The sequence below is a fragment of the Marinobacter daqiaonensis genome (assembly GCF_900115285.1).
Taxonomy (GTDB): domain Bacteria; phylum Pseudomonadota; class Gammaproteobacteria; order Pseudomonadales; family Oleiphilaceae; genus Marinobacter; species Marinobacter daqiaonensis.
Window position 1 is genome coordinate 286,376 of sequence record NZ_FOYW01000001.1, and the last position, 22,774, is coordinate 309,149.

General features: G+C 59.5%; 17 protein-coding genes. 14 read left to right on the top strand and 3 right to left on the bottom strand.

Translation table 11 applies throughout. The annotated features are described in order from the left end of the window. The first annotated feature begins 275 nt into the window (after window positions 1-275). Window positions 276-2,909: a type I DNA topoisomerase gene (gene topA / locus BM346_RS01285; RefSeq protein WP_092008503.1), complete on the top strand. Its 2,634-nt coding sequence runs from the start codon at window positions 276-278 to the stop codon at window positions 2,907-2,909. Window positions 2,910-3,174: 265 nt separating this feature from the next. On the opposite strand, the gene BM346_RS01290 is transcribed toward topA, so the two are convergent. Together BM346_RS01290 and gltA are read right to left on the bottom strand one after the other, a co-directional pair. Continuing rightward, window positions 3,175-4,065 (bottom strand): NAD(P)-dependent oxidoreductase, encoded by an 891-nt coding sequence (locus tag BM346_RS01290; RefSeq protein WP_323807475.1) that lies wholly within the window; start codon window positions 4,063-4,065, stop codon window positions 3,175-3,177. Between the two features lie 398 nt (window positions 4,066-4,463). Next, a complete protein-coding gene (gltA, locus tag BM346_RS01295) occupies window positions 4,464-5,741 on the bottom strand; it encodes a citrate synthase (RefSeq protein ID WP_092008505.1) in 1,278 nt (425 codons plus the stop codon). Between the two features lie 512 nt (window positions 5,742-6,253). Between gltA and sdhC the strand changes: the two genes are divergently transcribed. From sdhC to rluB, 13 genes are all read left to right on the top strand, one after another. After that, window positions 6,254-6,631: a succinate dehydrogenase, cytochrome b556 subunit gene (gene sdhC, locus BM346_RS01300; protein ID WP_092008506.1), complete on the top strand. Its 378-nt coding sequence runs from the start codon at window positions 6,254-6,256 to the stop codon at window positions 6,629-6,631. Next, window positions 6,616-6,969 (top strand): succinate dehydrogenase, hydrophobic membrane anchor protein, encoded by a 354-nt coding sequence (sdhD, locus tag BM346_RS01305; RefSeq protein WP_092008507.1) that lies wholly within the window; start codon window positions 6,616-6,618, stop codon window positions 6,967-6,969. Before sdhC ends, sdhD begins: the two co-directional genes overlap by 16 nt. Before the next feature lie 3 nt (window positions 6,970-6,972). After that, complete coding sequence (sdhA, locus tag BM346_RS01310) at window positions 6,973-8,745, top strand: succinate dehydrogenase flavoprotein subunit (RefSeq protein ID WP_092008508.1); 1,773 nt, start codon at window positions 6,973-6,975, stop codon at window positions 8,743-8,745. 14 nt (window positions 8,746-8,759) lie between these two features. After that, window positions 8,760-9,464 carry a succinate dehydrogenase iron-sulfur subunit gene (locus BM346_RS01315; protein ID WP_092008509.1) on the top strand — a complete coding sequence of 235 codons (705 nt, stop codon included), beginning with the start codon at window positions 8,760-8,762 and terminating at the stop codon, window positions 9,462-9,464. Window positions 9,465-9,778: 314 nt separating this feature from the next. Further along, window positions 9,779-12,613 (top strand): 2-oxoglutarate dehydrogenase E1 component, encoded by a 2,835-nt coding sequence (locus BM346_RS01320; RefSeq protein WP_092008510.1) that lies wholly within the window; start codon window positions 9,779-9,781, stop codon window positions 12,611-12,613. 26 nt (window positions 12,614-12,639) lie between these two features. Continuing rightward, window positions 12,640-13,887, top strand: coding sequence for a 2-oxoglutarate dehydrogenase complex dihydrolipoyllysine-residue succinyltransferase (odhB, locus tag BM346_RS01325; protein ID WP_092008511.1), 1,248 nt, complete (start codon window positions 12,640-12,642; stop codon window positions 13,885-13,887). A gap of 65 nt (window positions 13,888-13,952) precedes the next feature. Further along, entirely contained in the window at window positions 13,953-15,395 is a 1,443-nt protein-coding gene (gene lpdA / locus BM346_RS01330; protein ID WP_092008512.1) for a dihydrolipoyl dehydrogenase, read from the top strand. A 278-nt stretch (window positions 15,396-15,673) separates the two neighbouring features. Then, window positions 15,674-16,840 carry an ADP-forming succinate--CoA ligase subunit beta gene (gene sucC / locus BM346_RS01335; protein WP_092013161.1) on the top strand — a complete coding sequence of 389 codons (1,167 nt, stop codon included), beginning with the start codon at window positions 15,674-15,676 and terminating at the stop codon, window positions 16,838-16,840. Next, window positions 16,840-17,712 carry a succinate--CoA ligase subunit alpha gene (sucD, locus tag BM346_RS01340; RefSeq protein WP_092008513.1) on the top strand — a complete coding sequence of 291 codons (873 nt, stop codon included), beginning with the start codon at window positions 16,840-16,842 and terminating at the stop codon, window positions 17,710-17,712. Before sucC ends, sucD begins: the two co-directional genes overlap by 1 nt. Before the next feature lie 169 nt (window positions 17,713-17,881). Beyond that, on the top strand, window positions 17,882-19,096 hold the full coding sequence (locus BM346_RS01345; protein ID WP_174805172.1) for a tryptophan--tRNA ligase: 1,215 nt from the start codon (window positions 17,882-17,884) through the stop codon (window positions 19,094-19,096). Window positions 19,097-19,104: 8 nt separating this feature from the next. Next, the gene (locus BM346_RS01350; protein WP_410477318.1) at window positions 19,105-19,941 is read left to right on the top strand and encodes a segregation and condensation protein A; all 837 of its coding nucleotides are present in this window, start codon (window positions 19,105-19,107) and stop codon (window positions 19,939-19,941) included. Window positions 19,942-19,973: 32 nt separating this feature from the next. Then, window positions 19,974-20,654 (top strand): SMC-Scp complex subunit ScpB, encoded by a 681-nt coding sequence (scpB, locus tag BM346_RS01355; RefSeq protein ID WP_092008514.1) that lies wholly within the window; start codon window positions 19,974-19,976, stop codon window positions 20,652-20,654. Window positions 20,655-20,672: 18 nt separating this feature from the next. After that, entirely contained in the window at window positions 20,673-21,659 is a 987-nt protein-coding gene (gene rluB / locus BM346_RS01360) for a 23S rRNA pseudouridine(2605) synthase RluB (RefSeq protein WP_092008515.1), read from the top strand. Between the two features lie 52 nt (window positions 21,660-21,711). On the opposite strand, the gene BM346_RS01365 is transcribed toward rluB, so the two are convergent. Beyond that, window positions 21,712-22,665 (bottom strand): GGDEF domain-containing protein, encoded by a 954-nt coding sequence (locus BM346_RS01365; RefSeq protein WP_092008516.1) that lies wholly within the window; start codon window positions 22,663-22,665, stop codon window positions 21,712-21,714. Window positions 22,666-22,774: the final 109 nt, after the last annotated feature.

Sequence of the window (22,774 nt, forward strand, 5' to 3'; positions counted from 1 at the left end):
GGCTCTGGGATGGCGGCCAACCTGCAGGAGCTGGCCTGCCAGCGAGGAGGTTTGCGCCTGCATCAGGCTGGCTTGCGCATGTTGGCAAGCCCCGCCACTGTTGTGCTATAGCGTTACCAAAAATCAAATAATGGGTTGTCTTGACTTTGCTGACCCTGTAAAACAGTGCTCCTATGCGACCGGGCAAGGTGCAGTTGTTTCTCCAGTGGCCTGATTTTATTTGCTCTTTGGCCATGCCTGTTTATTGATCACGTTCCAGGGGTAATGTCTCTGATATGGGTAAAAGTCTCGTTATCGTCGAGTCGCCTGCCAAAGCGAAGACCATCAACAAGTATCTGGGTAACGATTACATCGTAAAATCCAGTGTTGGTCATATTCGTGACCTGCCGGTCAGCGGCAGCGGCTCTACCACGGACCCGAAGGAGCGTGCCCGGCTGGCAGCCCAGACCCGGAAGATGGACCCGGAGGAGAAGGCTGCCTACAAGAAGCGCAAGGCCCGGGAGCAACTTATTGCCCGCATGGGCGTGGATCCGGATCATGGCTGGCAGGCCCGCTATGAAATCCTGCCAGGGAAGGAAAAGGTGGTGAGTGAGCTCAAGCGGCTCGCCAAGTCCGCCGATCATGTCTATCTGGCAACGGATCTTGACCGCGAGGGAGAGGCCATCGCCTGGCACCTGCGGGAAACTATCGGCGGCGATGATGAGAAATACCGGCGCGTCGTGTTCAACGAGATTACCAAGCGCGCCATCCAGTCGGCGTTTGAGGACCCGGGCAGTATCGACACCGATCGCGTCAACGCCCAGCAGGCCAGACGTTTCCTCGACCGGGTGGTGGGCTACATGGTTTCGCCGCTGCTGTGGTCCAAGATCGCGAGGGGGCTCTCTGCCGGCCGGGTACAGTCCGTGGCGGTGCGGCTGATCGTGGAGCGGGAAAAGGAAATCCGCAGTTTTGTGCCGGAAGAGTACTGGCAGCTCCATGCGGATCTGAAGAAGGCCGAGAGCCCGGTCCGCTTCGAGGTTACCCGGTACCAGGACAAGGGCTTCCGGCCCGAGAACGAAAAGCAGAGTAGGGCCCACGTCGAACGCCTGAAACAGGGTCAGTTCCGGGTGGCGAAGCGTGAAGACAAGCCCACGCGCTCACGTCCTTCCGCGCCTTTCATCACCTCGACGCTCCAGCAGGCGGCAAGCAACCGCATGGGCTTCACCGTCAAGAAAACCATGATGCTGGCCCAGCGGCTTTATGAGGCCGGTTACATCACCTATATGCGAACGGACTCCACCAACCTGAGCCAGGACGCTGTCAACTCCTGCCGGGAATACATCAATAAGCAATTCGGCCAGAAGTACCTTCCGGATTCACCCCGGGTGTATGGCAGCAAGGAAGGCGCCCAGGAGGCCCACGAGGCGATACGGCCGACAGAAGTGACTCGCCGACCCAGCGATATCAGTGGGTTGGAGAAGGATGCTGAGAAACTGTATGACCTTATCTGGCGCCAGTTTATCGCCTGCCAGATGGCGGATGCGGAATTCCTCAGCACCTCGGTTGTGGTGGCCAATGGCGACTACGAGTTGCGCACCCGTGGCCGCATCATCAAGTTCGAGGGCTTCCTGAAAGCCGCTCCCCAGTCTGCCAAGAAAGACGAGGATGTGGCGCTGCCCGATATCCAGGTGGACGAAATTCTGGATCTGGTCAAGCTGGATCCGACCCAACACTTCACCAAGCCTGCGCCCCGGTACACGGAGGCAAGCCTGGTTAAGGAGCTGGAGAAGCAGGGCATTGGCCGTCCTTCCACCTACGCCTCGATCATTTCCACCATCCAGGACCGGGGCTATGTGCGGCTCCAGAATCGTCGTTTCTATGCCGAGAAAATGGGGGATATTGTTACCGGGCGTCTGACGGAATCCTTCCCGAACCTGATGGACTACGACTTTACCGCGCGCATGGAAGACGAGCTGGACGAGATTGCCGAAGGGCAGGAGGACTGGAAAAAAGTACTCAACGATTTTTACGCCCGTTTCCGGAAGCAGCTGGAAGAGGCTGAAAAGCCGGAAGAGGGGATGCGCAGCAACACGCCCACGGAAACCGACATTCCCTGTCCCAGTTGCGGGCGCAACATGCAGATTCGGGTTGCCAGTACCGGGGTATTCCTGGGGTGTTCCGGTTACTCGCTGCCGCCGAAAGAACGCTGCAAGACCACCATTAACCTCGTCCCCGGTGACGAGGTGGTCAGCGCTGATGACGATGTGGAGGGCGAGGGCGAAAGCCGGCTCCTTCGCAAGAAGCGCCGTTGCCCGAAATGCGGTACGGCGATGGACAGCTATCTCATCGACGAAAAGCGCAAGCTGCATATTTGCGGCAATAATCCCGACTGCTCGGGGTACGAAGTGGAGGAGGGCAGTTTCCGCATCAAGGGTTATGAAGGCCCGACCCTGGAATGCGATAAATGCGGTGCCGAGATGCAGCTGAAAACCGGCCGTTTCGGCAAGTACTTCGGCTGCACCAATCCCGACTGCAAGAACACCCGCAAGCTCCTCAAAAGCGGCGAGCCGGCACCTCCCAAGATGGATCCGGTACCCATGCCGGAGTTGAAGTGCGAGAAGGTGGACGATACCTACGTGCTGAGGGACGGTGCCTCCGGCCTGTTCCTTGCGGCCAGCAAGTTCCCCAAGAACCGCGAGACCCGGCCGCCCCTGGTGAAGGAGATCAAGCCGCACCGCAAGGAAATCGACCCGAAGTACGATTTCCTGATGGACGCGCCTGAAAAGGATCCGGACGGCAACCCCACGGTGATCCGCTACAGCCGCAAGACCAAGGAGCAGTACGTCATGTCCGAAAAGGACGGCAAGGCGACGGGCTGGTCCGCCTGGTACGAGAACGGCCGCTGGATTCCGCAGGACAAGCGTAAATAATAGGATTTGCCACGGAATTCACGGAAGAACACGGAAAAAAGACTGAAAAGATTCTTTGGCCGCGGAAACCGCGGAAGGACGCGGAAAAAGACTAGTACCGAAGAACGTTGCTGCGAACACTCCCTTACGGAAAAGACGAGAGTTTTTCGTGGTTGTTCGCGCCGTCCCTGGCTCTTCTTTCTCTTTTACTTCCGCGTTTTTCCGCGGATTCCGCGGCTATAAAAGCATTTTTCCGTGTCCTTCCGTGGATTCCGTGGCTAAACAATCATTTGGCCCGTAACCGCTGGATCAGGGAAGAGGTATCCCAGCGTCGGCCGCCCATGTCCTGGACGTCGGCGTAGAACTGATCCACCAGGGCCGCCACGGGGAGTTTGGCGCCGTTGCGGCGGGCCTCCTCAAGGCAGATGGCCAGGTCCTTGCGCATCCAGTCCACGGCGAAACCGTGGTCGAACTCCCCTCCGATCATGGTGGCCGAGCGATTGTCCATCTGCCAGGACTGTGCCGCCCCCTTGGAAATCACGTCGATGACCCGCTTCGGGTCCAGCTCTGCCTGTTCCGCGAAGTGAATCGCTTCCGAAAGACCCTGCACCAGGCCCGCTATGGCAATCTGGTTGACCATCTTGGTTTTCTGTCCGCTGCCCGGCGGTCCCATCAGGTTCAGTGCCTTGGCGTAAAGGCTGAGAGTCTTCTCCACCCTGTGAAAGGCCTCGTCATTGCCGCCGCACATGATGGTTAGCTGGCCCTTCTCGGCGCCCTGCTGGCCCCCGGAAACCGGGGCATCCAGAAAGTGCTGGCCTGCGCTGACGGCTGCGGCTGACAGCTCCTCGGCGATGCCTGCCGACGCGGTTGTGTGATCCACCAGAATGGCCCCTCGGGGAGCGTTGGCAATGATGCCGCCATCACCATAATAGACCTCCCGAAGGTCCGGGTCAGCGCCAACGCAGGTCAGCACCACGTCGGCGTTTTCGACGACCTTGGCAATGGTGTCACTGGCTTCGCCATCGTACTCCCTGACCCATTGCCTGGTTTTCTCCGGATTGCGGTTCCACACCCTGACGGTCAGCCCGGCTCTGGCCAGGTGCCCGGCCATGGGGTAGCCCATCACGCCGAGGCCGATAAATGCCATGTTCTTCATCTGGTGTTCTCCAGTCGACAGCTTGTTTTGCGGGAAAGGTAACAATGATTACAGAACCGTGAAGTATGTTAAAGGTGCTGGGTGTCGCGGCAACCTCCGGAAATTGGGGTCAGACCCTATTTTCTCTTCGAGAAAAATGGGTCTGACCCCATGTGTACCAAGGTCACGCTGTCTTTCGAGGTCGTCAAATGTCTGGGACGCGACGGTGGATGGGGGGGGATCTTTCAGAGCAGGGGCATGGATGCCCCGGAGCAAGGCCGGTCCAGGGAGGGGCCGTGAATTGCGGCGGCGAAAGACTTCCCCCGCCACCGGCGCGTCTTTCTCCGCCGTTCAGGGAGTCCTGATTTACACTGTATGCATCAAAAAAAGGCCGCTGGAATCCAGCGGCCCTTCTGTACGGTCCTGCAGGGCAGGCTACATTACTTCTTGGTCGGGTAGTCCCGTTTCTCCTCGCCGGTGTAAAGCTGGCGGGGACGACCGATCCGGTAGTTGCCGGAAACCATCTCGTTCCAGTGGCTGAACCAGCCAATGGTGCGTGACAGGGCAAAGATAACCGTGAACATGGACGTCGGAATACCGATGGCCTTGAGGATGATGCCGGAGTAGAAGTCGACGTTCGGGTAGAGTTTACGCTCCACGAAGTAGTCATCTTCCAGGGCGATTTTCTCCAGGCGCTGGGCGATCTTGAGCAGGGGATCGTCTTCCAGGCCCAGCTCCGCCAGCACCTCGTGGGCAGTTTCACGCATGACCTTGGCGCGGGGGTCGAAGTTCTTGTAGACCCGGTGGCCGAAGCCCATGAGGCGGAAGGGATCGTCCTTGTCTTTGGCCTTGGCAATGAACTTCTCGATGTTCTTCTCGTCACCGATTTCGGCCAGCATGTCCAGGACGGCTTCATTGGCGCCACCGTGGGCGGGGCCCCACAGGGCGGCGATACCGGAGGCAATGCAGGCATAGGGGTTGGCGCCGGTGGAGCCGGCCAGACGCACCGTCGAAGTGGACGCGTTCTGCTCGTGATCAGCGTGGAGGAGGAAGATCTTGTCCATGGCCTTGGCCAGGGTGGGGCTCGGCTTGTAGTCCTCACAGGGCACGCCAAACATCATGTGAAGGAAGTTTTCGGCGTAATCCAGGTCATTGCGGGGATACATGAACGGCTGACCAATGGAGTACTTGTAGCACCAGGCGGCAATAGTGGGCATCTTGGCGATCAGACGATGGGCCGTGATCTCGCGCTGACGGGGATCACTGGTGTCCATCTGGTCGTGGTAGAACGCTGAAAGGGCCCCAACCACGCCACACATGATGGCCATGGGATGCGCATCCCGGCGGAAGCCGTGGAAGAAGTTGCGCATCTGGTCGTGAAGCATGGTGTGGTTCTTGATGGTGTCGTGGAACCGCTTGTTCTCTTCGGGAGTAGGCAGCTCGCCGTTCAGGAGCAGGTAGCACACTTCCAGGTAATCGGACTGCTCGGCCAGCTGGTCGATGGGGTAGCCGCGGTGCAGCAGAACGCCCTTGGCGCCATCGATGTAGGTGATTGCGGACTCGCAGGCAGCGGTGGAAACGAAGCCCGGGTCGTAGGTGAAAACGCCTTCCTGGACCAGGCCGCGAACGTCAATGACGTCTGGGCCAACGGTGCCTGAGTAAACCGGAAGCTCAATGGATTTGTCACCCACCGAGAGCGTGGCTTTCCTGTCGGTCATGGTGCTCTCCTGTTATCAGCGATAGAGGCGCGGGAAGGCGCGTATTATTAACAAACCGGCGGCAAAATATAGGGTGTTGGCTTTTTTTGTCAATGCGCGACGGGATAAAACCTGATTTTACAATCCGGCCATGATACCGGAAAGTGAGGCTGATTGGAGGCCTCGCTCCGTCGAAAAGTATACGGTACGGTCCCTCCGGGACATTCTGTCATGTTTGGCTAGAGGCTTTTGACGTTTTTGTCAATCATCCCAATAGCGCACCGTATGGCCTGTCCTGACAGTGTTTTACCGCCTTGCCGGTTTGTAATTCCGGGGGGCACTCCTTATAATCCCTAGCCCGGAAACGGGGACAAACCAGAGCCCGAACGCCTGCAACGACGTTTGCGGTAATGTGCTCCCTCCCGAGTTGCCTGTGCCGATACAACGGCGTACCGACACGGTCATCACTTCATACCAACCATCCGCCCCGGCCCCGCCGGAAGCGCGGAGCAAAAAGAGAGTGTGAGAGCGCTGTGAATAGCAAACGACCAGTAAATCTCGATCTCGGCAAGTTTCATTTTCCGCTACCTGCCATAACCTCCATCCTGCACCGGATCAGCGGCGTCATCATGTTTGTTGGTGTTGCCTTTCTGCTCTATGGTCTGGACCTTTCCCTGTCCGGGGAGGCTGGCTTCAACCGGGTCAATGAACTGCTGGACAGCTTCCTGGCGAAGCTGATTATCTGGGGCATTCTGTCAGCCCTTCTGTTCCACCTGGTGGCTGGGATCAAGCATCTGTTAATGGATATGGGGATTGGTGAGGAGCTTGAGAGTGGACGTCTCGCTGCCAAGTTGACAGTGGTTATTTCGGTGATTCTGATTATTCTCGCGGGAGCATGGGTATGGCTGTAGATAGCGTAACTAACCTTGGTCGCAGTGGTGTCTACGACTGGATGGTCCAGCGCGTAAGCGCCTACGTATTGGCACTGTACACGCTTTTCCTGTTTGGCTTCATGCTCACCACGGACGTCGACTACGAAGCATGGGCAGGCCTGTTCAGTCAGACCTGGTTCCGCATGTTCAGCCTCGGTACGCTGCTTGCGCTCGGTGGTCATGCCTGGGTAGGCCTTTGGACCGTTTCCACCGACTACATCAAGGCGACCCTGCCGCGCTTCCTGGTCCAGGCAGCCTGTGGCACCGTCATGTTCGTATATGTCGTCTGGGGCATTCAGATTCTTTGGGGGCTTTAATCGATGGGTAACATCAAGACCATTTCCTACGACGCCATTGTTATCGGTGGTGGTGGTTCCGGCATGCGCGCCGCGCTTCAGCTGACCGAGACCGGTGTCAATACCGCCTGTATTACCAAGGTTTTTCCGACCCGCTCCCATACCGTTTCCGCCCAGGGCGGCATCACCTGTGCCATTGCGAGCGCCGACCCCAATGACGACTGGCGCTGGCACATGTATGACACCGTCAAGGGCTCCGACTACATCGGTGACCAGGACGCGATCGAGTACATGTGTTCTGTCGGTCCTCAGGCGGTTTTCGAGCTTGAACACATGGGCCTGCCTTTCTCCCGTACCGAGCAGGGCCGCATCTACCAGCGTCCGTTCGGCGGTCAGTCCAAAGACTATGGCAAGGGCGGTCAGGCCGCCCGTACCTGTGCCGCTGCTGACCGGACAGGGCATGCGCTGCTGCACACCCTCTACCAGGCGAACCTGAAGGGTGGCACCACCTTCCTTAACGAGTGGTACGCGGTCGACCTGGTCAAAAACAGCAAAAACCAGGTGGTTGGTGTCGTCGCCATCGAGATCGAGACTGGCGAAGTTGCCTACATCAAGGCCAAGGCCACGGTTCTGGCCACAGGTGGCGCGGGCCGTATCTATGCTTCCACCACCAACGCCCTGATCAATACCGGTGACGGTGTCGGCATGGCCCTGCGGGCCGGTTTCCCGGTTCAGGACATGGAGATGTGGCAGTTCCATCCCACCGGTATCCATGGCGCCGGCACCCTGGTGACCGAAGGATGTCGTGGTGAGGGTGGCTACCTGATCAACTCCGAGGGTGAGCGCTTCATGGAGCGTTATGCCCCCAACGCGAAGGACCTTGCCGGCCGTGACGTTGTGGCACGTTCCATGGTTCTGGAAATTCTGGAAGGCCGTGGCTGTGGTCCGGACAAGGATCACGTTCTGCTCAAGCTGGACCATCTGGGCGAAGAGACGCTGAATCTGCGTCTGCCGGGCATCTGTGAGCTTTCCCGCACCTTTGCCCATGTTGACCCGGTGAAGGAGCCGATTCCGGTTGTTCCCACCTGTCACTACATGATGGGCGGTATTCCCACCAACGTGGGGGGGCAGGCCCTGACCGTGGACGAGAACGGTAAGGACCACCCCATCGAGGGTCTGTTCGCCTGTGGCGAGGCAGCCTGTGTGTCAGTGCATGGCGCCAACCGCCTGGGTGGTAACTCCCTGCTGGATCTGGTGGTATTCGGTCGCGCTGCCGGTCTTCACATCGAGCAGATGCTCCGTGAAGGGTTCGAAACGGACATTGCGACCGAGGAAGAGATCCAGAAGGCCATGGCCCGCGTTGACCGCCTGAACAACACCGAAGAGGGCGAGGACGTGGCGAAGGTCCGTAAGGATCTTCAGAACTGCATGCAGCTGTACTTCGGTGTATTCCGTGACGGCGACAGCATGGACAAGGGTCTCAAGCAGCTGGACGAGATCGGCGAGCGGGTTCGCAAGACCAGGCTGGCGGATCGCAGCAACGCCTTCAACACCGCCCGTATCGAGGCGCTGGAGCTGGACAACCTGTACGAAGTCGCCTACGCAACCGCGGTTTCCGCTGTTGAGCGCAGGGAAAGCCGTGGTGCCCATGCCCGTAACGACTACACCGAGCGTGACGACGAGAACTGGCTGAAGCACTCCGTGTACTTCCCGCTTGAGAAGCGGGTGGGCAAGCGTGATGTGAATTTCGCGCCGAAGACGGTGCCGACGTTCGAGCCGAAAATCCGGACTTACTGAGGGGGATTCAAGACATGTTGGTAAGCCTTTACCGTTACAACCCGGAAACTGACAGTGCCCCTTACATGCAGGACGTGGAAGTGGAGATTCCGGAAGGCAGGGACCTGATGGTGCTCGACGTTCTGAGCATGCTCAAGGAGCGGGACCCTTCCGTTGCCTATCGCCGGTCCTGCCGCGAGGGCGTTTGTGGTTCCGACGGCATGAACATGAATGGCCGCAACGGCCTTGCCTGTATCACGCCGGTATCCGACGTGCTCAAGAACAACAAGCTGGTTCTCCGCCCATTACCGGGTCTGCCGGTGATCCGGGATCTGGTGGTCGACATGAACATCTTCTACCGGCAGTACGAGAGCATCAAGCCGTACCTGATCAACAACTCCCCGGAGCCGGCCATCGAGCGGCTCCAGTCTCCGGAAGACCGGGAGAAACTGGACGGATTGTACGAGTGCATTCTCTGCGCCTGCTGCTCCACGGCCTGTCCCTCCTTCTGGTGGAACCCGGATAAGTTCGTTGGTCCGGCCGGCCTGTTGCAGGCCTATCGGTTCCTGGCCGACAGCCGCGATACCGCCCAGGACGAGCGCCTGTCCGATCTGGATGATCCGTTCAGCGTATTCCGTTGCCGCGGCATCATGAACTGTGTCAGTGTCTGCCCGAAGGGGCTGAACCCGACCCGGGCCATCGGCCATATCCGCAACCTGCTGTTGCAGCGGGCAACCTGATCAGCGGTTTTCTGTAATACCGCTATACTGTTCTGGAAATGTTGGCCCCCGGCTCGCATACCGCCTGACCACACAGCCTTCTACCAAAGGCGCATTGGCAGGCGGGGGCCGGTAGGGCATCCTACGGAGCCGCAGTGGGCGCCCAAAAAGCTCCCCTGCGGCCCGATTCATTACAAAAACCACTGGGGAACGGAGAACATCCGTGAGCATTGTGGTGGCAGCAGTCGATCCCGTAAAAACCCGTATTGACTGTGACATACCCCTGGCCGACCATAGTGGGCTCCCCCGCACCAGTCCAAGGTGAGCTATTCAAAATGCATGAAAGCATAATGGAGCAGTTATGGCAGACATCCCATTTACAGGGTGGGAATCTGGCCTATGTTGAGCAGCTTTTTGAAACCTACCTGACAGACCCAAACGCCATTCCAGAAGAGTGGCGGAGCTATTTCGACAAGCTTCCGGGCGTTGAAGGCAACACCCGCGATATCGCTCACTCCACGATCCGCGCACAGTTCGAGCACATCTCCCGCAACCAGCGCTCCTATTCCGGCGCCGGCGTTCCCGCTTCCGTCACCACCGATGCCGACCGCAAGCAGATCCGCGTACTGCAGATGATCAATGCTTTCCGTTTCCGCGGCCATCAGGAGGCGAGGCTTGACCCTCTCGGGGTCTGGCAGCGACCGCCGGTGGAGGACCTGGACCCGGCGTTCCACGAGTTATCCGACGCGGACCGCGATCTGGAATTTCAGACCGGCTCACTGAACTTTGGTTCCGAGCGAATGAAGCTTGGCGATATCATCGACAATCTGCGCAAGACCTATTGCAGCAGTATTGGCGCTGAATACATGCATGTTGTTGATACCCGCATCAAGCGGTGGTTCCAGCAGCGCATGGAGCCGGTTCGCTCAAAGCCGGCGTACGAAGCCAAGACCCGCAAGCACCTGCTGGAGCGTCTGACCGCCGCCGAGGGCCTGGAGAAATATCTGGGCTCCCGCTATCCGGGTGTGAAGCGCTTTGGCCTGGAAGGCGGTGAAAGTCTGATTCCCTGCCTCGACGAGCTGATCCAGCGTGCCGGCAGCTGCGGCGCCAAGGAGATTGTTCTCGGGATGGCCCACCGTGGCCGCCTGAACGTGCTGGTCAATACGCTGGGCAAGAACCCCAAGGACCTGTTCGACGAATTCGAGGGCAAGAAGCTCCAGGATTCCGGATCCGGGGACGTAAAATACCACCAGGGCTTTTCCTCCAATGTCATGACCGAGGGCGGGGAAGTTCATCTTGCCCTGGCATTCAACCCGTCGCACCTGGAGATCGTTTCACCGGTGGTGGTCGGCTCGGTTCGCGCCCGCCAGACCCGTCGCAGCGATAACGATGGCAGCTCCGTCGTTCCCATCATCATGCATGGCGACGCCGCCTTTGCCGGCCAGGGCGTGGTGATGGAAACCTTCCAGATGTCCCAGACCCGGGGCTTTGGCGTGGGGGGCACCATTCACCTGGTGATCAACAACCAGGTCGGTTTCACCACCAGCAGGCAGGAAGACGCCCGTTCAACCGAATACTGCACCGACGTGGCCAAGATGGTCCAGGCGCCCATTCTGCACGTGAACGCGGACGATCCCGAAGCGGTCTTGTTCGTCACCCAGATGGCCATGGACTACCGCAACGAATTCAAGCGCGATGTGGTGATCGACCTGGTCTGCTATCGCCGCCGTGGCCACAACGAAGCGGACGAGCCCTCCGCCACCCAGCCGGTGATGTACGAGCAGGTTCGCAAGCTCAAGAGTACCCGCCACCTTTACGCCAGCCAGCTGGTAAAGGAAGGTGTGATCACCGACGAAGAATCCAAACAGATGGAGACCGAATATCGGGACGCTCTGGACAAGGGTGATCACGTGGTCAAGTCGTTGGTGAAACAGCCCAACAAGGATCTTTACGTGGACTGGTCGCCGTACCTGGGCCACGAGTGGACCGCCAAGTGCAAGACCAGCGTGTCGCTGAAGAATGTCCAGCGCCTGGGCAAGAAAATGACCTATGTGCCGGAAGGCTTCCAGGTCCAGCGGCAGGTTTCCAAGATTGTCGAGGACCGTAACAAGATGACCGCCGGCGCCCTGAGCCTGAACTGGGGTTATGGCGAGATGATGGCCTATGCCTCTCTGCTGGACGAGGGTCACCCGATCCGGCTTACCGGTCAGGACGTTGGGCGCGGTACCTTCTCCCATCGTCATGCGGTGCTTCACAACCAGAAGAACGGCGACACCTGGACCTCCCTGGCCAACCTGTCCGAGGACCAGCCGCTGTTCGAGATATACGACTCACTGCTGTCGGAAGAGGCGGTCATGGCCTTCGAATATGGCTATGCCACCACCGCTCCCAAGTCGCTGATCGTCTGGGAGGCCCAGTTCGGGGACTTTGCCAATGGCGCCCAGGTGGTGATCGACCAGTTCCTCACCAGCGGCGAACACAAGTGGGGCAGGCTATGCGGGCTCACATTGCTGCTTCCCCATGGCTACGAAGGGCAGGGCCCGGAGCATTCCTCAGCGCGGCTGGAGCGCTTCCTGCAGATGTGTGCCGAGCACAATATCCAGGTCTGCGTGCCCACCACGCCTTCCCAGGTGTTCCACATGCTGCGTCGTCAGGTCAAGCGGCCCCTGCGCAAGCCCCTGGTGGCGATTACACCCAAGAGCCTGTTGCGCCACAAGGAAGCCACCTCGGACCTGGACGATCTGACCTCGGGTACCTTCCAGACCATTCTTCCTGAGAAGGAGCCGTCTGACCCGAAGAAAGTGACTCGCCTGATTCTCTGCAGCGGCAAGGTCTATTATGACCTACTCGAGAAGAAAAAGGCGGACAGCCGTGATGATGTGGTCATTGTCCGGATTGAGCAGCTGTATCCGTTCCCCGGTGACGACCTGGACGAACTGCTTGCTCCTTATACCAAGCTCAAGCACACGGTCTGGTGCCAGGAAGAGCCCATGAATCAGGGTGCCTGGTACAGTAGCCAGCACCATATGCGGGCCGCGCTACACCGCCTGAACCCGAAGCTTTATCTTGCGTATGCTGGTCGTGACCCCTCAGCCGCGCCGGCTGCAGGCTATATGTCCACTCACGTCGAGCAGCAGAAAAAGCTGGTGAATGACGCCTTTGAAATCTGACGAGCTACCGAACGTAAGGATCTGAAATGTCAACAGAAATAAAAGCCCCCGTATTTCCGGAATCGGTCGCTGAAGGTACCGTTGCGACCTGGCACAAGAAGCCTGGTGAAGCCTGTGAGCGTGACGAACTGATTGTCGACATCGAGACCGACAAGGTGGTTCTGGAAGTGGTCGCGCCGGCGGACGGTGTCATCGAAGAGATTCTCAAGGATGAAGGCGATACCGTGGAAAGCGGTGAGGTAATCGGCAGGTTCAAGGAGGGGGCAGCCGGTAGCAAGTCAGAGGAATCCGGTTCCGAAGAGAGCAAGACCGCATCCGCGTCCAAGGAGCAGGAGCCCTCCCGGGAAGACGTATCCGCCGCCGGTGTCGACGAGGCGATTCTGAGCCCCGCGGCCCGTAAACTCGCGGACGAGAACAACGTCGATCCCGCGGATGTGAAGGGCTCCGGCAAGGGCGGACGCGTTACCAAGGAAGACGTTCAGGCCCATATCGAGGGTGGCAACAAGGCTGCTCCCACTTCGTCCGAGCCCCGGAAAGAGGCGGCGGCACCGGCCGCTGACGTACCCGTGGGCGATCGTCCGGAAAAACGCGTACCCATGACCCGTCTCCGCGCCAGCATCGCCAAGCGTCTGGTCAATGCCCAGCAGAGCGCCGCCATGCTCACCACCTTCAATGAGGTGAACATGAAGCCGGTCATGGACCTGCGCAAGCAGTACAAGGACAGCTTCGAGAAGCGTCATGGCATCAAACTCGGCTTCATGTCCTTTTTCGCCAAGGCGGCCACAGAGGCCCTCAAGCGCTTCCCGGCAGTGAATGCGTCCATTGACGGTAACGACATGGTCTATCATGGCTATCAGGATATCGGTGTCGCCGTCTCCACAGACCGTGGCCTGGTTGTTCCGGTGGTTCGTGATGTCGACGCCCTGGGACTTGCGGATATCGAGAAGAAGATTGTCGAGTATGGCCAGAAGGCCAAGGGTGGCAAGCTGGGTATCGAGGAAATGACCGGTGGCACCTTTACCATTACCAACGGTGGCATTTTCGGATCGCTGATTTCCACCCCGATCCTGAACCCGCCGCAGACAGCTATTCTGGGCATGCACAAGATCCAGGAGCGCCCGATGGCGGTGAACGGCCAGGTCGAGATCCTGCCGATGATGTACCTGGCCCTGTCTTACGACCATCGCATGATCGATGGCAAGGAAGCGGTACAGTTCCTGGTCGCCATCAAGGAAATGATCGAGGATCCGACCCGCATCCTGCTGGACGTCTGAACCTTTCACTCAATCAAGGAGCCCCGGCCGTCGACCGGGGCTTCCGCCAGATAACGGGATAGAACATGTCTGACAAGTACGATGTAATCGTGATCGGTGCGGGTCCTGGTGGCTATGTGGCAGCCATCAAGGCAGCGCAGCTGGGCCTCAAGACCGCCTGCGTCGAGTCCTGGACTTCAGAAGATGGCAAGCAGCAGGTGCTCGGTGGCACCTGTCTTAATGTTGGCTGTATCCCTTCCAAGGCTCTGCTGGAGATTTCCCACAAGTTTGAGGAAGCCGGCCACGGCTATGCGGAGCAGGGCATCGAGCTGAGCGATCTGAAGATCAACATCAGCAAGATGATGGAACGCAAGAACGGTATCGTGAAGCAGCTGACCGGTGGTATTGCCGGGCTGTTCAAGTCCAATGGCGTTACCTCCATCCACGGGCACGGCAAGCTTCTGGCCAACCGCCAGGTGGAAGTGACCGACAATGAGGGCAACACCAAGGTCTACGAGGCCGAGAACGTGATTCTGGCCAGTGGTTCCAAGCCCATCGAGATTCCGCCGGCGCCGTTTACCGAAGACTATATCGTGGATTCCTGGGGCGCCCTGGAGTTTGACGAGGTACCCAAGCGTCTCGGCGTGATTGGTGCCGGCTTCATCGGTCTGGAGCTGGGAAGTGTCTGGGCCCGGCTGGGCTCGGAAGTGACGGTTCTTGAGGCCATGGACACCTTCCTGCCCACAGTGGACCAGCAACTGGCGAAAGAGACCCTCAAACAGTTCAAGAAGCAGGGGTTGGACATCAAGCTCGGCGCCCGCATGACCAACAGCGAAATCAAGCGCAAGCTGGTCTACGTCGACTATGAAGACGGCAAGGAAAAGCAGCAACTCAAGTTCGACAAGGTGATTGTGGCGGTAGGCCGTCGTCCGTACAGCGAAAACCTGCTGGCCGCCGATTCAGGGGTAAACATGGACGAGCGCGGCTTCATCCACGTTGATGACCACTGCAAGACCGACGTTCCTGGTGTCTGGGCGATCGGCGATGTGGTTCGCGGTCCGATGCTGGCCCACAAGGCGTCCGAAGAGGGCGTCATGGTCGCCGAGCGGATTGCCGGTCACAAGCCGCAGGTCAACTACGACTGCATCCCCAGCGTGATCTACACCTCGCCGGAAGTGGCCTGGGTGGGCAAGACCGAGGAGCAGCTGAAGTCGGAAGGCGAGGCCTACAAAGTGGGCACGTTCCCGTTTGCTGCCAACGGCCGCGCCATGGCGGCCGATGCGGCTGTCGGTATGGTCAAGATCATTGCCGACGAAAAGACCGACCGGATCCTGGGTTTCCATGTGATGGGTCCGCAGGCTTCCGAGATCGTCGCACAGGGTGTCATTGCCATGGAATTCGGCTCCAGTGCCGAGGACCTGGCCCTGACCTGTTTCGCGCACCCGACTCTGTCCGAGTCGGTGCATGAGGCAGCCCTGGCGGTAGATGGTGGCGCTATTCATATCGCCAACCGTCGCAAAAAGAAATAACGCGTTTCCGGGGGCGCGCCGCGTAAGTGGCTGCGCCCCCGGTTATTTTCCGGGCCGGGAAAGCAAGGGCGTTTCCCGCGCGCGGCAGACACGGGCCGTTGCCCGGAACAGCGTTAAGACAGGCTGAGGTGATCCCCGGCCTGTCGACAGGAATTCGCGGACAGGAGTCCATCGGAGTCAGCGCGGGGCCCAGAGTGGCAGGCCTGTTTCCGATGGGTTCCGGCGGGTTCAAAATTCCGTATGTGGTTATCCTCCATCAAAAAGCGGGACACTTGACTATGAATTTGCACGAATATCAGGCCAAACAGCTGTTTGCTGAATACGGCCTGCCTGTATCCAAGGGCTATGCCTGTGATACTCCTGAGGAAGCCGCCGCTGCGGCAGACAAGATTGGCGGTGACGGCTGGGTGGTAAAGGCCCAGGTCCACGCTGGCGGCCGCGGCAAGGCTGGCGGTGTCAAGCTGGTCAAGAGCAAGGACGAGATCAAGGCATTTGCCGAGCAGTGGCTTGGCAAGAACCTGGTTACCTACCAGACCGACGAGAATGGTCAGCCGGTCAGCAAGATTCTGGTTGAGTCCCTGACCGACATCGACCAGGAACTTTACCTGGGTGCGGTGGTTGATCGTGGCACTCGCCGTATCGTCTTCATGGCCTCCACCGAGGGCGGTGTCGAGATCGAGAAGGTTGCCGAGGAAACCCCCGAGAAGATCCTCAAGGCGGAAATCGACCCGCTGGTGGGCGCGCAGCCCTACCAGGGTCGCGAGCTTGCCTTCAAGCTGGGCCTGAGCGGACCGCAGATCGGTCAGTTCACCAAGATTTTCCTGGGTCTGGCGAAGCTGTTCGAAGACAACGACCTGGCCCTGCTGGAAGTGAACCCCCTGGTCATCACCGACAAGGGCGATCTCCACTGCCTCGACGCCAAGATCAACGTCGACGGCAATGCCCTCTATCGCCAGAAGAAGATTCGCGACTTCCACGACCCGTCCCAGGAAGACGCCCGCGAAGCGGAAGCGGCCAAGTGGGAACTGAACTACGTGGCGCTGGATGGCAACATCGGCTGCATGGTCAACGGCGCTGGTCTGGCCATGGGTACCATGGACATCATCAAGCTCTCCGGCGGCCAGCCGGCCAACTTCCTGGACGTTGGTGGCGGTGCCACCAAGGAGCGCGTTTCCGAGGCGTTCAAGATCATCCTCTCCGATGACAACGTGCAGGCGGTCCTGGTGAACATCTTCGGTGGCATCGTACGCTGTGACATGATCGCCGAGGGTATCGTTGGCGCTGTCAAGGAAGTGGGCGTAAAGGTTCCTGTGGTGGTACGCCTTGAAGGCAACAACGCCGAAAAGGGCACCAAGGTGCTCGACGAAAGTGGCCTGAACATCATTGCCGCAACCAGCCTGTCCAATGCTGCAGAACAGGTCGTTAAAGCCGCGGGGGGTAAATAATGAGTATCCTGATCAACAAAGACACCAAGGTTATCTGCCAGGGCTTTACCGGTGCCCAGGGTACCTTCCACTCCGAGCAGGCGCTTGAATACGGCACCAAGATGGTCGGCGGCGTCAGCCCCGGCAAGGGCGGCACAGAGCATCTGGGCCTGCCGGTGTTCAACACCGTTCGCGAAGCGGTAGAGAAGACCGGTGCGGAAGCCACCGTGATCTACGTGCCGGCGCCGTTCTGTAAGGACGCCATCATCGAAGCCGCAGACGCTGGTATCCAGCTGATCGTGTGCATCACCGAAGGTATTCCCTCCATCGACATGCTCTACGCGAAAGAGTACGTGGATCGCAAGGGCGTTCGCATGATCGGTCCGAACTGTCCGGGCGTGATCACCCCGGGTGAAACCAAGATCGGCATCATGCCTGGCCATATCCACAAGCCTGGCAAGGTCGGCATCGTTTCCCGTTCCGGTACCCTGACCTATGAAGCGGTCAAGCAGACCACTGACTTCGGTTACGGTCAGTCCACCTGTGTCGGTATCGGCGGTGACCCGATTCCGGGCTCCAGCTTCATTGACATCCTGAAGCTGCTGCAGGAAGACCCGCAGACTGAAGCGATCGTGATGATCGGTGAAATCGGTGGTACTGCCGAGGAAGAAGCCGCAGCCTATATCAAGGAAAACGTGACCAAGCCGGTGGTTTCCTATATCGCCGGTGTCACGGCGCCTCCGGGCAAGCGTATGGGCCACGCCGGTGCCATCATTTCCGGTGGTAAGGGCACCGCAGACGAGAAGTTTGCCGCCCTCCAGGATGCCGGTGTGAAGACCGTGCGCAGCCTCGCCGAAATTGGCAAGGCCCTGAAGGAAGTCACTGGCTGGTAAGCCGCAAGGCACCAGTCGGTAACCTCCAGAACCCCCGCCCGGTGTGACCGGTGCGGGGGTTTTGTGTTTTCGGGGCCGGCGAGGGTGGCGAGACCGGTCTAAGCGCTGTCATCCACCGCCATCCTGATTTATCATGACCGGTCAAATATCTTGATAAGGAGTTCATGCATTGGGTTCTGTCGATTCCCAGCAACGGGTGTTGTCCGGTATGCGTCCCACCGGGCGCCTGCACCTAGGGCATTATCACGGCGTCCTCAAGAACTGGGTCAAGCTCCAGCATGAATTCGAGTGCTTCTTTTTCGTGGCCGACTGGCACGCCCTGACCACCTGTTACGACGATCCCGCGGACATTCGCGAGAATGTCTGGGAGATGGTGATCGACTGGCTTTCCGCCGGCGTGAACCCCGGGTCCTCGACGCTCTTCATTCAGTCCCAGGTGCCGGAACACGCCGAGTTCCATCTGCTGTTGTCCATGATAACACCGCTGGGCTGGCTGGAAAGGGCACCGACCTACAAGGACCAGCAGGATAAGCTGCGTGAAAAAGATCTCGCAACTTACGGATTTCTTGGATATCCGCTGCTACAGAGCGCCGATATTCTCCTGTATCGGGCGGGCAAGGTGCCGGTGGGTGCCGACCAGGTATCCCATGTCGAAATCACCCGGGAAATCGCCCGCCGGTTCAACCACCTGTATGGCCGGGAGCCAGGGTTTGAGGAGCAGGCCGAGGGCGCCATCGTGAAGATGGGCAAGAAGAACGCCCGCCTCTACCGATCGCTCCGCCGGCGTTACCAGGAGGAGGGCGACATGGAGGCCCTCGAAACGGCCCGGGCCCTGTTGCGTGAACAGCAGAACATCTCTCTCGGGGATCGGGAGCGTCTTTACGGTTACATCGAGGGCACCGGCAAGGTTCTGTTGCCCGAGCCCCAGCCGATACTGACGGATGAGCCGAAAATGCCCGGTCTTGATGGTCACAAGATGTCCAAGTCCTATGGCAACGCCATCGGCCTGCGGGAGGCTCCCGAGAGTGTGGAGAAAAAGATCCGCACCATGCCCACGGACCCCCAGCGGGTTCGTCGCAACGATCCCGGCGACCCGGAAAAATGCCCGGTATGGGAGCTTCACAAGGTTTATTCCGACGAGGCAACCCGTAACTGGGTCAACTCCGGTTGCCGCAGCGCCGGCATCGGCTGTCTGGACTGCAAGAAGCCGGTCATCGAGGCCGTGGTGGAAGAGCAGCGGCCGCTGCGGGAAAGGGCCAGGGAGTACGAGAACAATCCGGATCTAATCCACGCCATCATGGAGGAGGGCTCCGAGCGGGCGAGGGACGCAGCGCGGGATACACTGGACGAGGTCCGGTCGGCCATGGGACTGGACTACCGGTGACGGCGGATGTGACCGGCACCGACGACGCCCCGGAGTCTGTGGCAACGACCGCAGCGCCAGCGCCGGCGAAAGAGCCGTTTGCGCGGGTTGAGGGCAGGCCCCTGTCGGAGTTGCCACAGGATCTGTACATACCTCCGGATGCCCTGGCGGTATTTCTGGACGCCTTCGAAGGTCCGCTGGATCTGTTGCTTTACCTGATCCGGCGTCAGAATATGAACATCCTGGATATCGACGTCAGTGAGATCACCCGACAGTACATGGAGTACATCAGCGCGGTGGAAGCCATGCGCTTCGAACTGGCGGCCGAGTACCTGGTGATGGCGGCCACGCTGGCGGAGATCAAGTCACGTATGCTGTTGCCCCGCCAGGAAAGCGAAGAAGAGGAAGAGGATGATCCCCGGGCGGAGCTGATTCGTCGCTTGCAGCAGTACGAGCGCTTCAAGAAGGCCGCGGAGGACGTCGATGCGCTGCCACGCATGGAGCGGGACACCTTCAGCAACTCCGCGGCACTGCCTGAACTGCCCCGTGCCAGCGTCCACCCACCGGTGGATCTCCGGGAGATGCTGATGGCGCTCCAGGGCGTGCTCCGGCGCGCGGACCTGTTCACCAGTCATCATGTGGAGAAGGAACGACTGTCCACCCGCGAGCGCATGTCCTCCATATTGGCCATGTTGCCGGCGGACCGTTTCCTTCCCTTTGAGCACCTGTTCACCCGTGCGGAAGGCCGGCTCGGTGTCGTGGTCACTTTCCTGGCCATGCTGGAACTGGTGAAGGAAGAACTCATCGAGATTGTCCAGGCGGAAACCCTCGGGTCCATTCACGTCCGGGCCCGCACCAGTAACTGACCATTGGTTGATGTGAACGGAACGGCACCCCCATGAATGAAGAAAACCTCAGGCGCGTTCAGAATATCGTCGAGGCAGCGCTGCTGACGGCTGGCCGGCCTCTGTCCCTGGAGCAGCTCCGGGAGCTGTTTGAGGAAGCGGAGCGGCCCGCGCGCCAGATCATGGAGCATGTTCTGGTGATGCTGGGAAAAGCCTGCGAAGGGCGCGGCTTCGAACTTCGCAAAGTGGCCAGCGGCTACCGGTTCCAGGTTCGGCAGGAATACGCTCCGTGGGTGGGGCGACTGTTCGAGGAAAAGCCCCAGCGCTATTCCCGGGCGCTACTGGAAACCCTGGCGCTGATTGCCTACCGTCAGCCCATTACCCGGGGTGAAATCGAGGACATCCGTGGTGTTACGGTAAGCAGCAATATCATCCGTACGCTGCAGGAGCGAGAATGGGTGCGTGTGGTGGGCCACAAGGACGTACCGGGACGCCCGGCGATGTACGCCACCACCCGTCAATTTCTTGACTATTTCAATCTCACCACCCTGGAACAACTGCCTCCGCTGGCGGAGATCCGGGATCTGGAGGAAATCGGTCGCGAGATCGAGCAGGAAATCCAGGCAGAAATCAAGTTTGAGTCACCGGAATCTTCGCCCGGACCAGAAGGTACCGACAGCGAAGCTTCCACCGGTGAAGAAAGTGCCGGAGACAGCAGTACCACACTTCACTAATCCCGTAAGGATCGTTTCATGGCGTCACAGCGCCCCCCGAAAAATGACAGGCCGGCCCCCAGCTCTCAGCAGGATCAGCCGGAACGCTTGCAGAAACTTCTTTCCCGGGCCGGTGTCGGTTCCCGCAGGGAGGTGGACGCCTGGATACAGGAAGGCCGGGTGACGGTCAATGGCAAGGTAGCCGAGCCAGGAACGCGGGCGCTGCCCAATGACCGTATCGCTGTCGACGGCAAGCCGGTGGAGAGTCGTGCCTCGGCCGATGTGATCCGCCGGGTTCTGGTCTACAACAAGCCGGAAGGCGAGGTCACTACCCGCAATGATCCGGAGGGGCGGCCGACGGTATTCGATAACCTGCCCAGGCTCAAGGACCAGCGCTGGATTGCTGTCGGACGTCTGGATATCAACACCACCGGTCTGATGCTTTTTACCACCGATGGTGAACTGGCCAACCGTCTGATGCATCCCTCCACCGAAATTGACCGGGAGTATGCGGTCCGGATCTTCGGAGAAGTGGATGAAGCCATGCTCCAGCGTCTGCGGGAAGGTGTTCTGCTGGAAGACGGCATGGCGTCTTTTTCCGACATCGCGCCGGCGGGAGGCAAGGGTCTGAACCAATGGTTCCACGTGACCCTGATGGAAGGCCGGAACCGGGAGGTGCGCCGGCTCTGGGAATCCCAGGGGGTAAGGGTGAGTCGACTGAAGCGGGTCCGCTACGGACCGGTCTTTCTGCCCAGCCGCCTGAGCGTTGGCCGCTGGGAGGAAATGGACCAGAAAGGAGTGGATGATGTCAGCCGAGCAGTGGGGTTGGAGGTAGTCACCGTGCCGACCAAGACTCCGGGTGAGCAGGCGGAACATGACCGCCGTCGGCGCAAGGCGCCCTCCCGGCCACCCCAGAAGTCCACCCGGACGGGCAAACGCTGGCAAGTGGATGACCGTGCTCCCGCGAAACCCGGGCGGAAAACCGCGCCGGGTCGCAGTCGCGCGCCGGGTTCCGGCGGGTCATAGGAATACGGCGTTCCCTGCAGGCAAACGAACTGCCCGGCTGGAAAACCATCGGTCACATGTGGGCCTGGCGGTTCCCAGTCACCACGTGGGCAACCTGAGTGCAGTTGCGGCCGGCGTTTTTGGCGCGATAAAGAGCGTCATCGGCCCGTGCCAGCCACTGGGTCGGTGATTCCCCGGTCCGGTGGGCCGCCACCCCGGCGCTGGCCGTCACCCGCACCTGATGCTCTCCGCAGGGAATCCGGATATCGTGGATCGCCTTGCGGATGCGGTCCGCCACCTCCTTGCCCGCGGGGGTTTCAGCATGGGGCAATACGATCGCGAACTCCTCGCCCCCGAAGCGGAAAATCGTGTCACCGTCACGGATGGCTTCCCGCAACGCCTTCGCGGTGGCCTGAAGGATGTGGTCACCGATGACATGACCAAAGTTGTCGTTGACCGCCTTGAAGTGGTCCAGGTCGCACAGGATCAGGGTGTAGGCGTCCCCGTGGCGGTCGTCCAGGCTGCAGTCCCGCGCCAGTTCCAGATCGAGGGCCCGTTTGTTGGGGATCTCGGTGAGCGAATCGGTCAGCGCCGCCTGTTCCACCATGGCGTACTGACAGGCATTGCGCAGGGGGCAGATCAGGATACTCAGCAGGAATTCAATAGCCTCCAGTTCCTCTTCCGCGAAACGGAGCCGCCGATTGAAGGAGATGGCACCGTAGTTCACCCCCTCAAGTGTCAGCTGATAATCACAGCGATGGGAACCGCCCAGGCCGTTGGTATAGACAAACTCCTGATACCCCAACTGATGGCGGTAGACCATCTGCCCATAGGGCAAGGCGTGAGCAAGCTCTTCACTGAAGATGCCCAGCAATCGCTCAAGGGAGAGAGTGGTGCTCGCCCGCCGGTAGAGGCGGGCCACGGGATCGCCGGCGCGAGTCCATGCCTGCCGGGCTTCACGCAGGGCCAGCAGTTTTTCCTGATCGGCGGCTCTTGACTGAGCAAAGGTGCGGTTATTGCCTGCCATGTCTACAACCTGTCAAAGACGTTTGTCGGAAAAAAGCAGGTTGCATGCCAATCATATAAAAACGTTTTAAAACAATAAATAAAAAGGTATTTATCGAGATGCTGTCAGA

Coding starts and splice junctions, on each gene's coding strand:
- topA (WP_092008503.1), top strand. CDS start 276: ATGGGTAAAAGTCTCGTTATCGTCGAGTCGCCTGCCAAAGCGAAGACC.
- gltA (WP_092008505.1), bottom strand. CDS start 5,741: ATGACCGACAGGAAAGCCACGCTCTCGGTGGGTGACAAATCCATTGAG.
- sdhD (WP_092008507.1), top strand. CDS start 6,616: ATGGGTATGGCTGTAGATAGCGTAACTAACCTTGGTCGCAGTGGTGTC.
- sdhA (WP_092008508.1), top strand. CDS start 6,973: ATGGGTAACATCAAGACCATTTCCTACGACGCCATTGTTATCGGTGGT.
- BM346_RS01315 (WP_092008509.1), top strand. CDS start 8,760: ATGTTGGTAAGCCTTTACCGTTACAACCCGGAAACTGACAGTGCCCCT.
- BM346_RS01320 (WP_092008510.1), top strand. CDS start 9,779: ATGCATGAAAGCATAATGGAGCAGTTATGGCAGACATCCCATTTACAG.
- odhB (WP_092008511.1), top strand. CDS start 12,640: ATGTCAACAGAAATAAAAGCCCCCGTATTTCCGGAATCGGTCGCTGAA.
- lpdA (WP_092008512.1), top strand. CDS start 13,953: ATGTCTGACAAGTACGATGTAATCGTGATCGGTGCGGGTCCTGGTGGC.
- sucC (WP_092013161.1), top strand. CDS start 15,674: ATGAATTTGCACGAATATCAGGCCAAACAGCTGTTTGCTGAATACGGC.
- sucD (WP_092008513.1), top strand. CDS start 16,840: ATGAGTATCCTGATCAACAAAGACACCAAGGTTATCTGCCAGGGCTTT.
- scpB (WP_092008514.1), top strand. CDS start 19,974: ATGAATGAAGAAAACCTCAGGCGCGTTCAGAATATCGTCGAGGCAGCG.
- rluB (WP_092008515.1), top strand. CDS start 20,673: ATGGCGTCACAGCGCCCCCCGAAAAATGACAGGCCGGCCCCCAGCTCT.
- BM346_RS01365 (WP_092008516.1), bottom strand. CDS start 22,665: ATGGCAGGCAATAACCGCACCTTTGCTCAGTCAAGAGCCGCCGATCAG.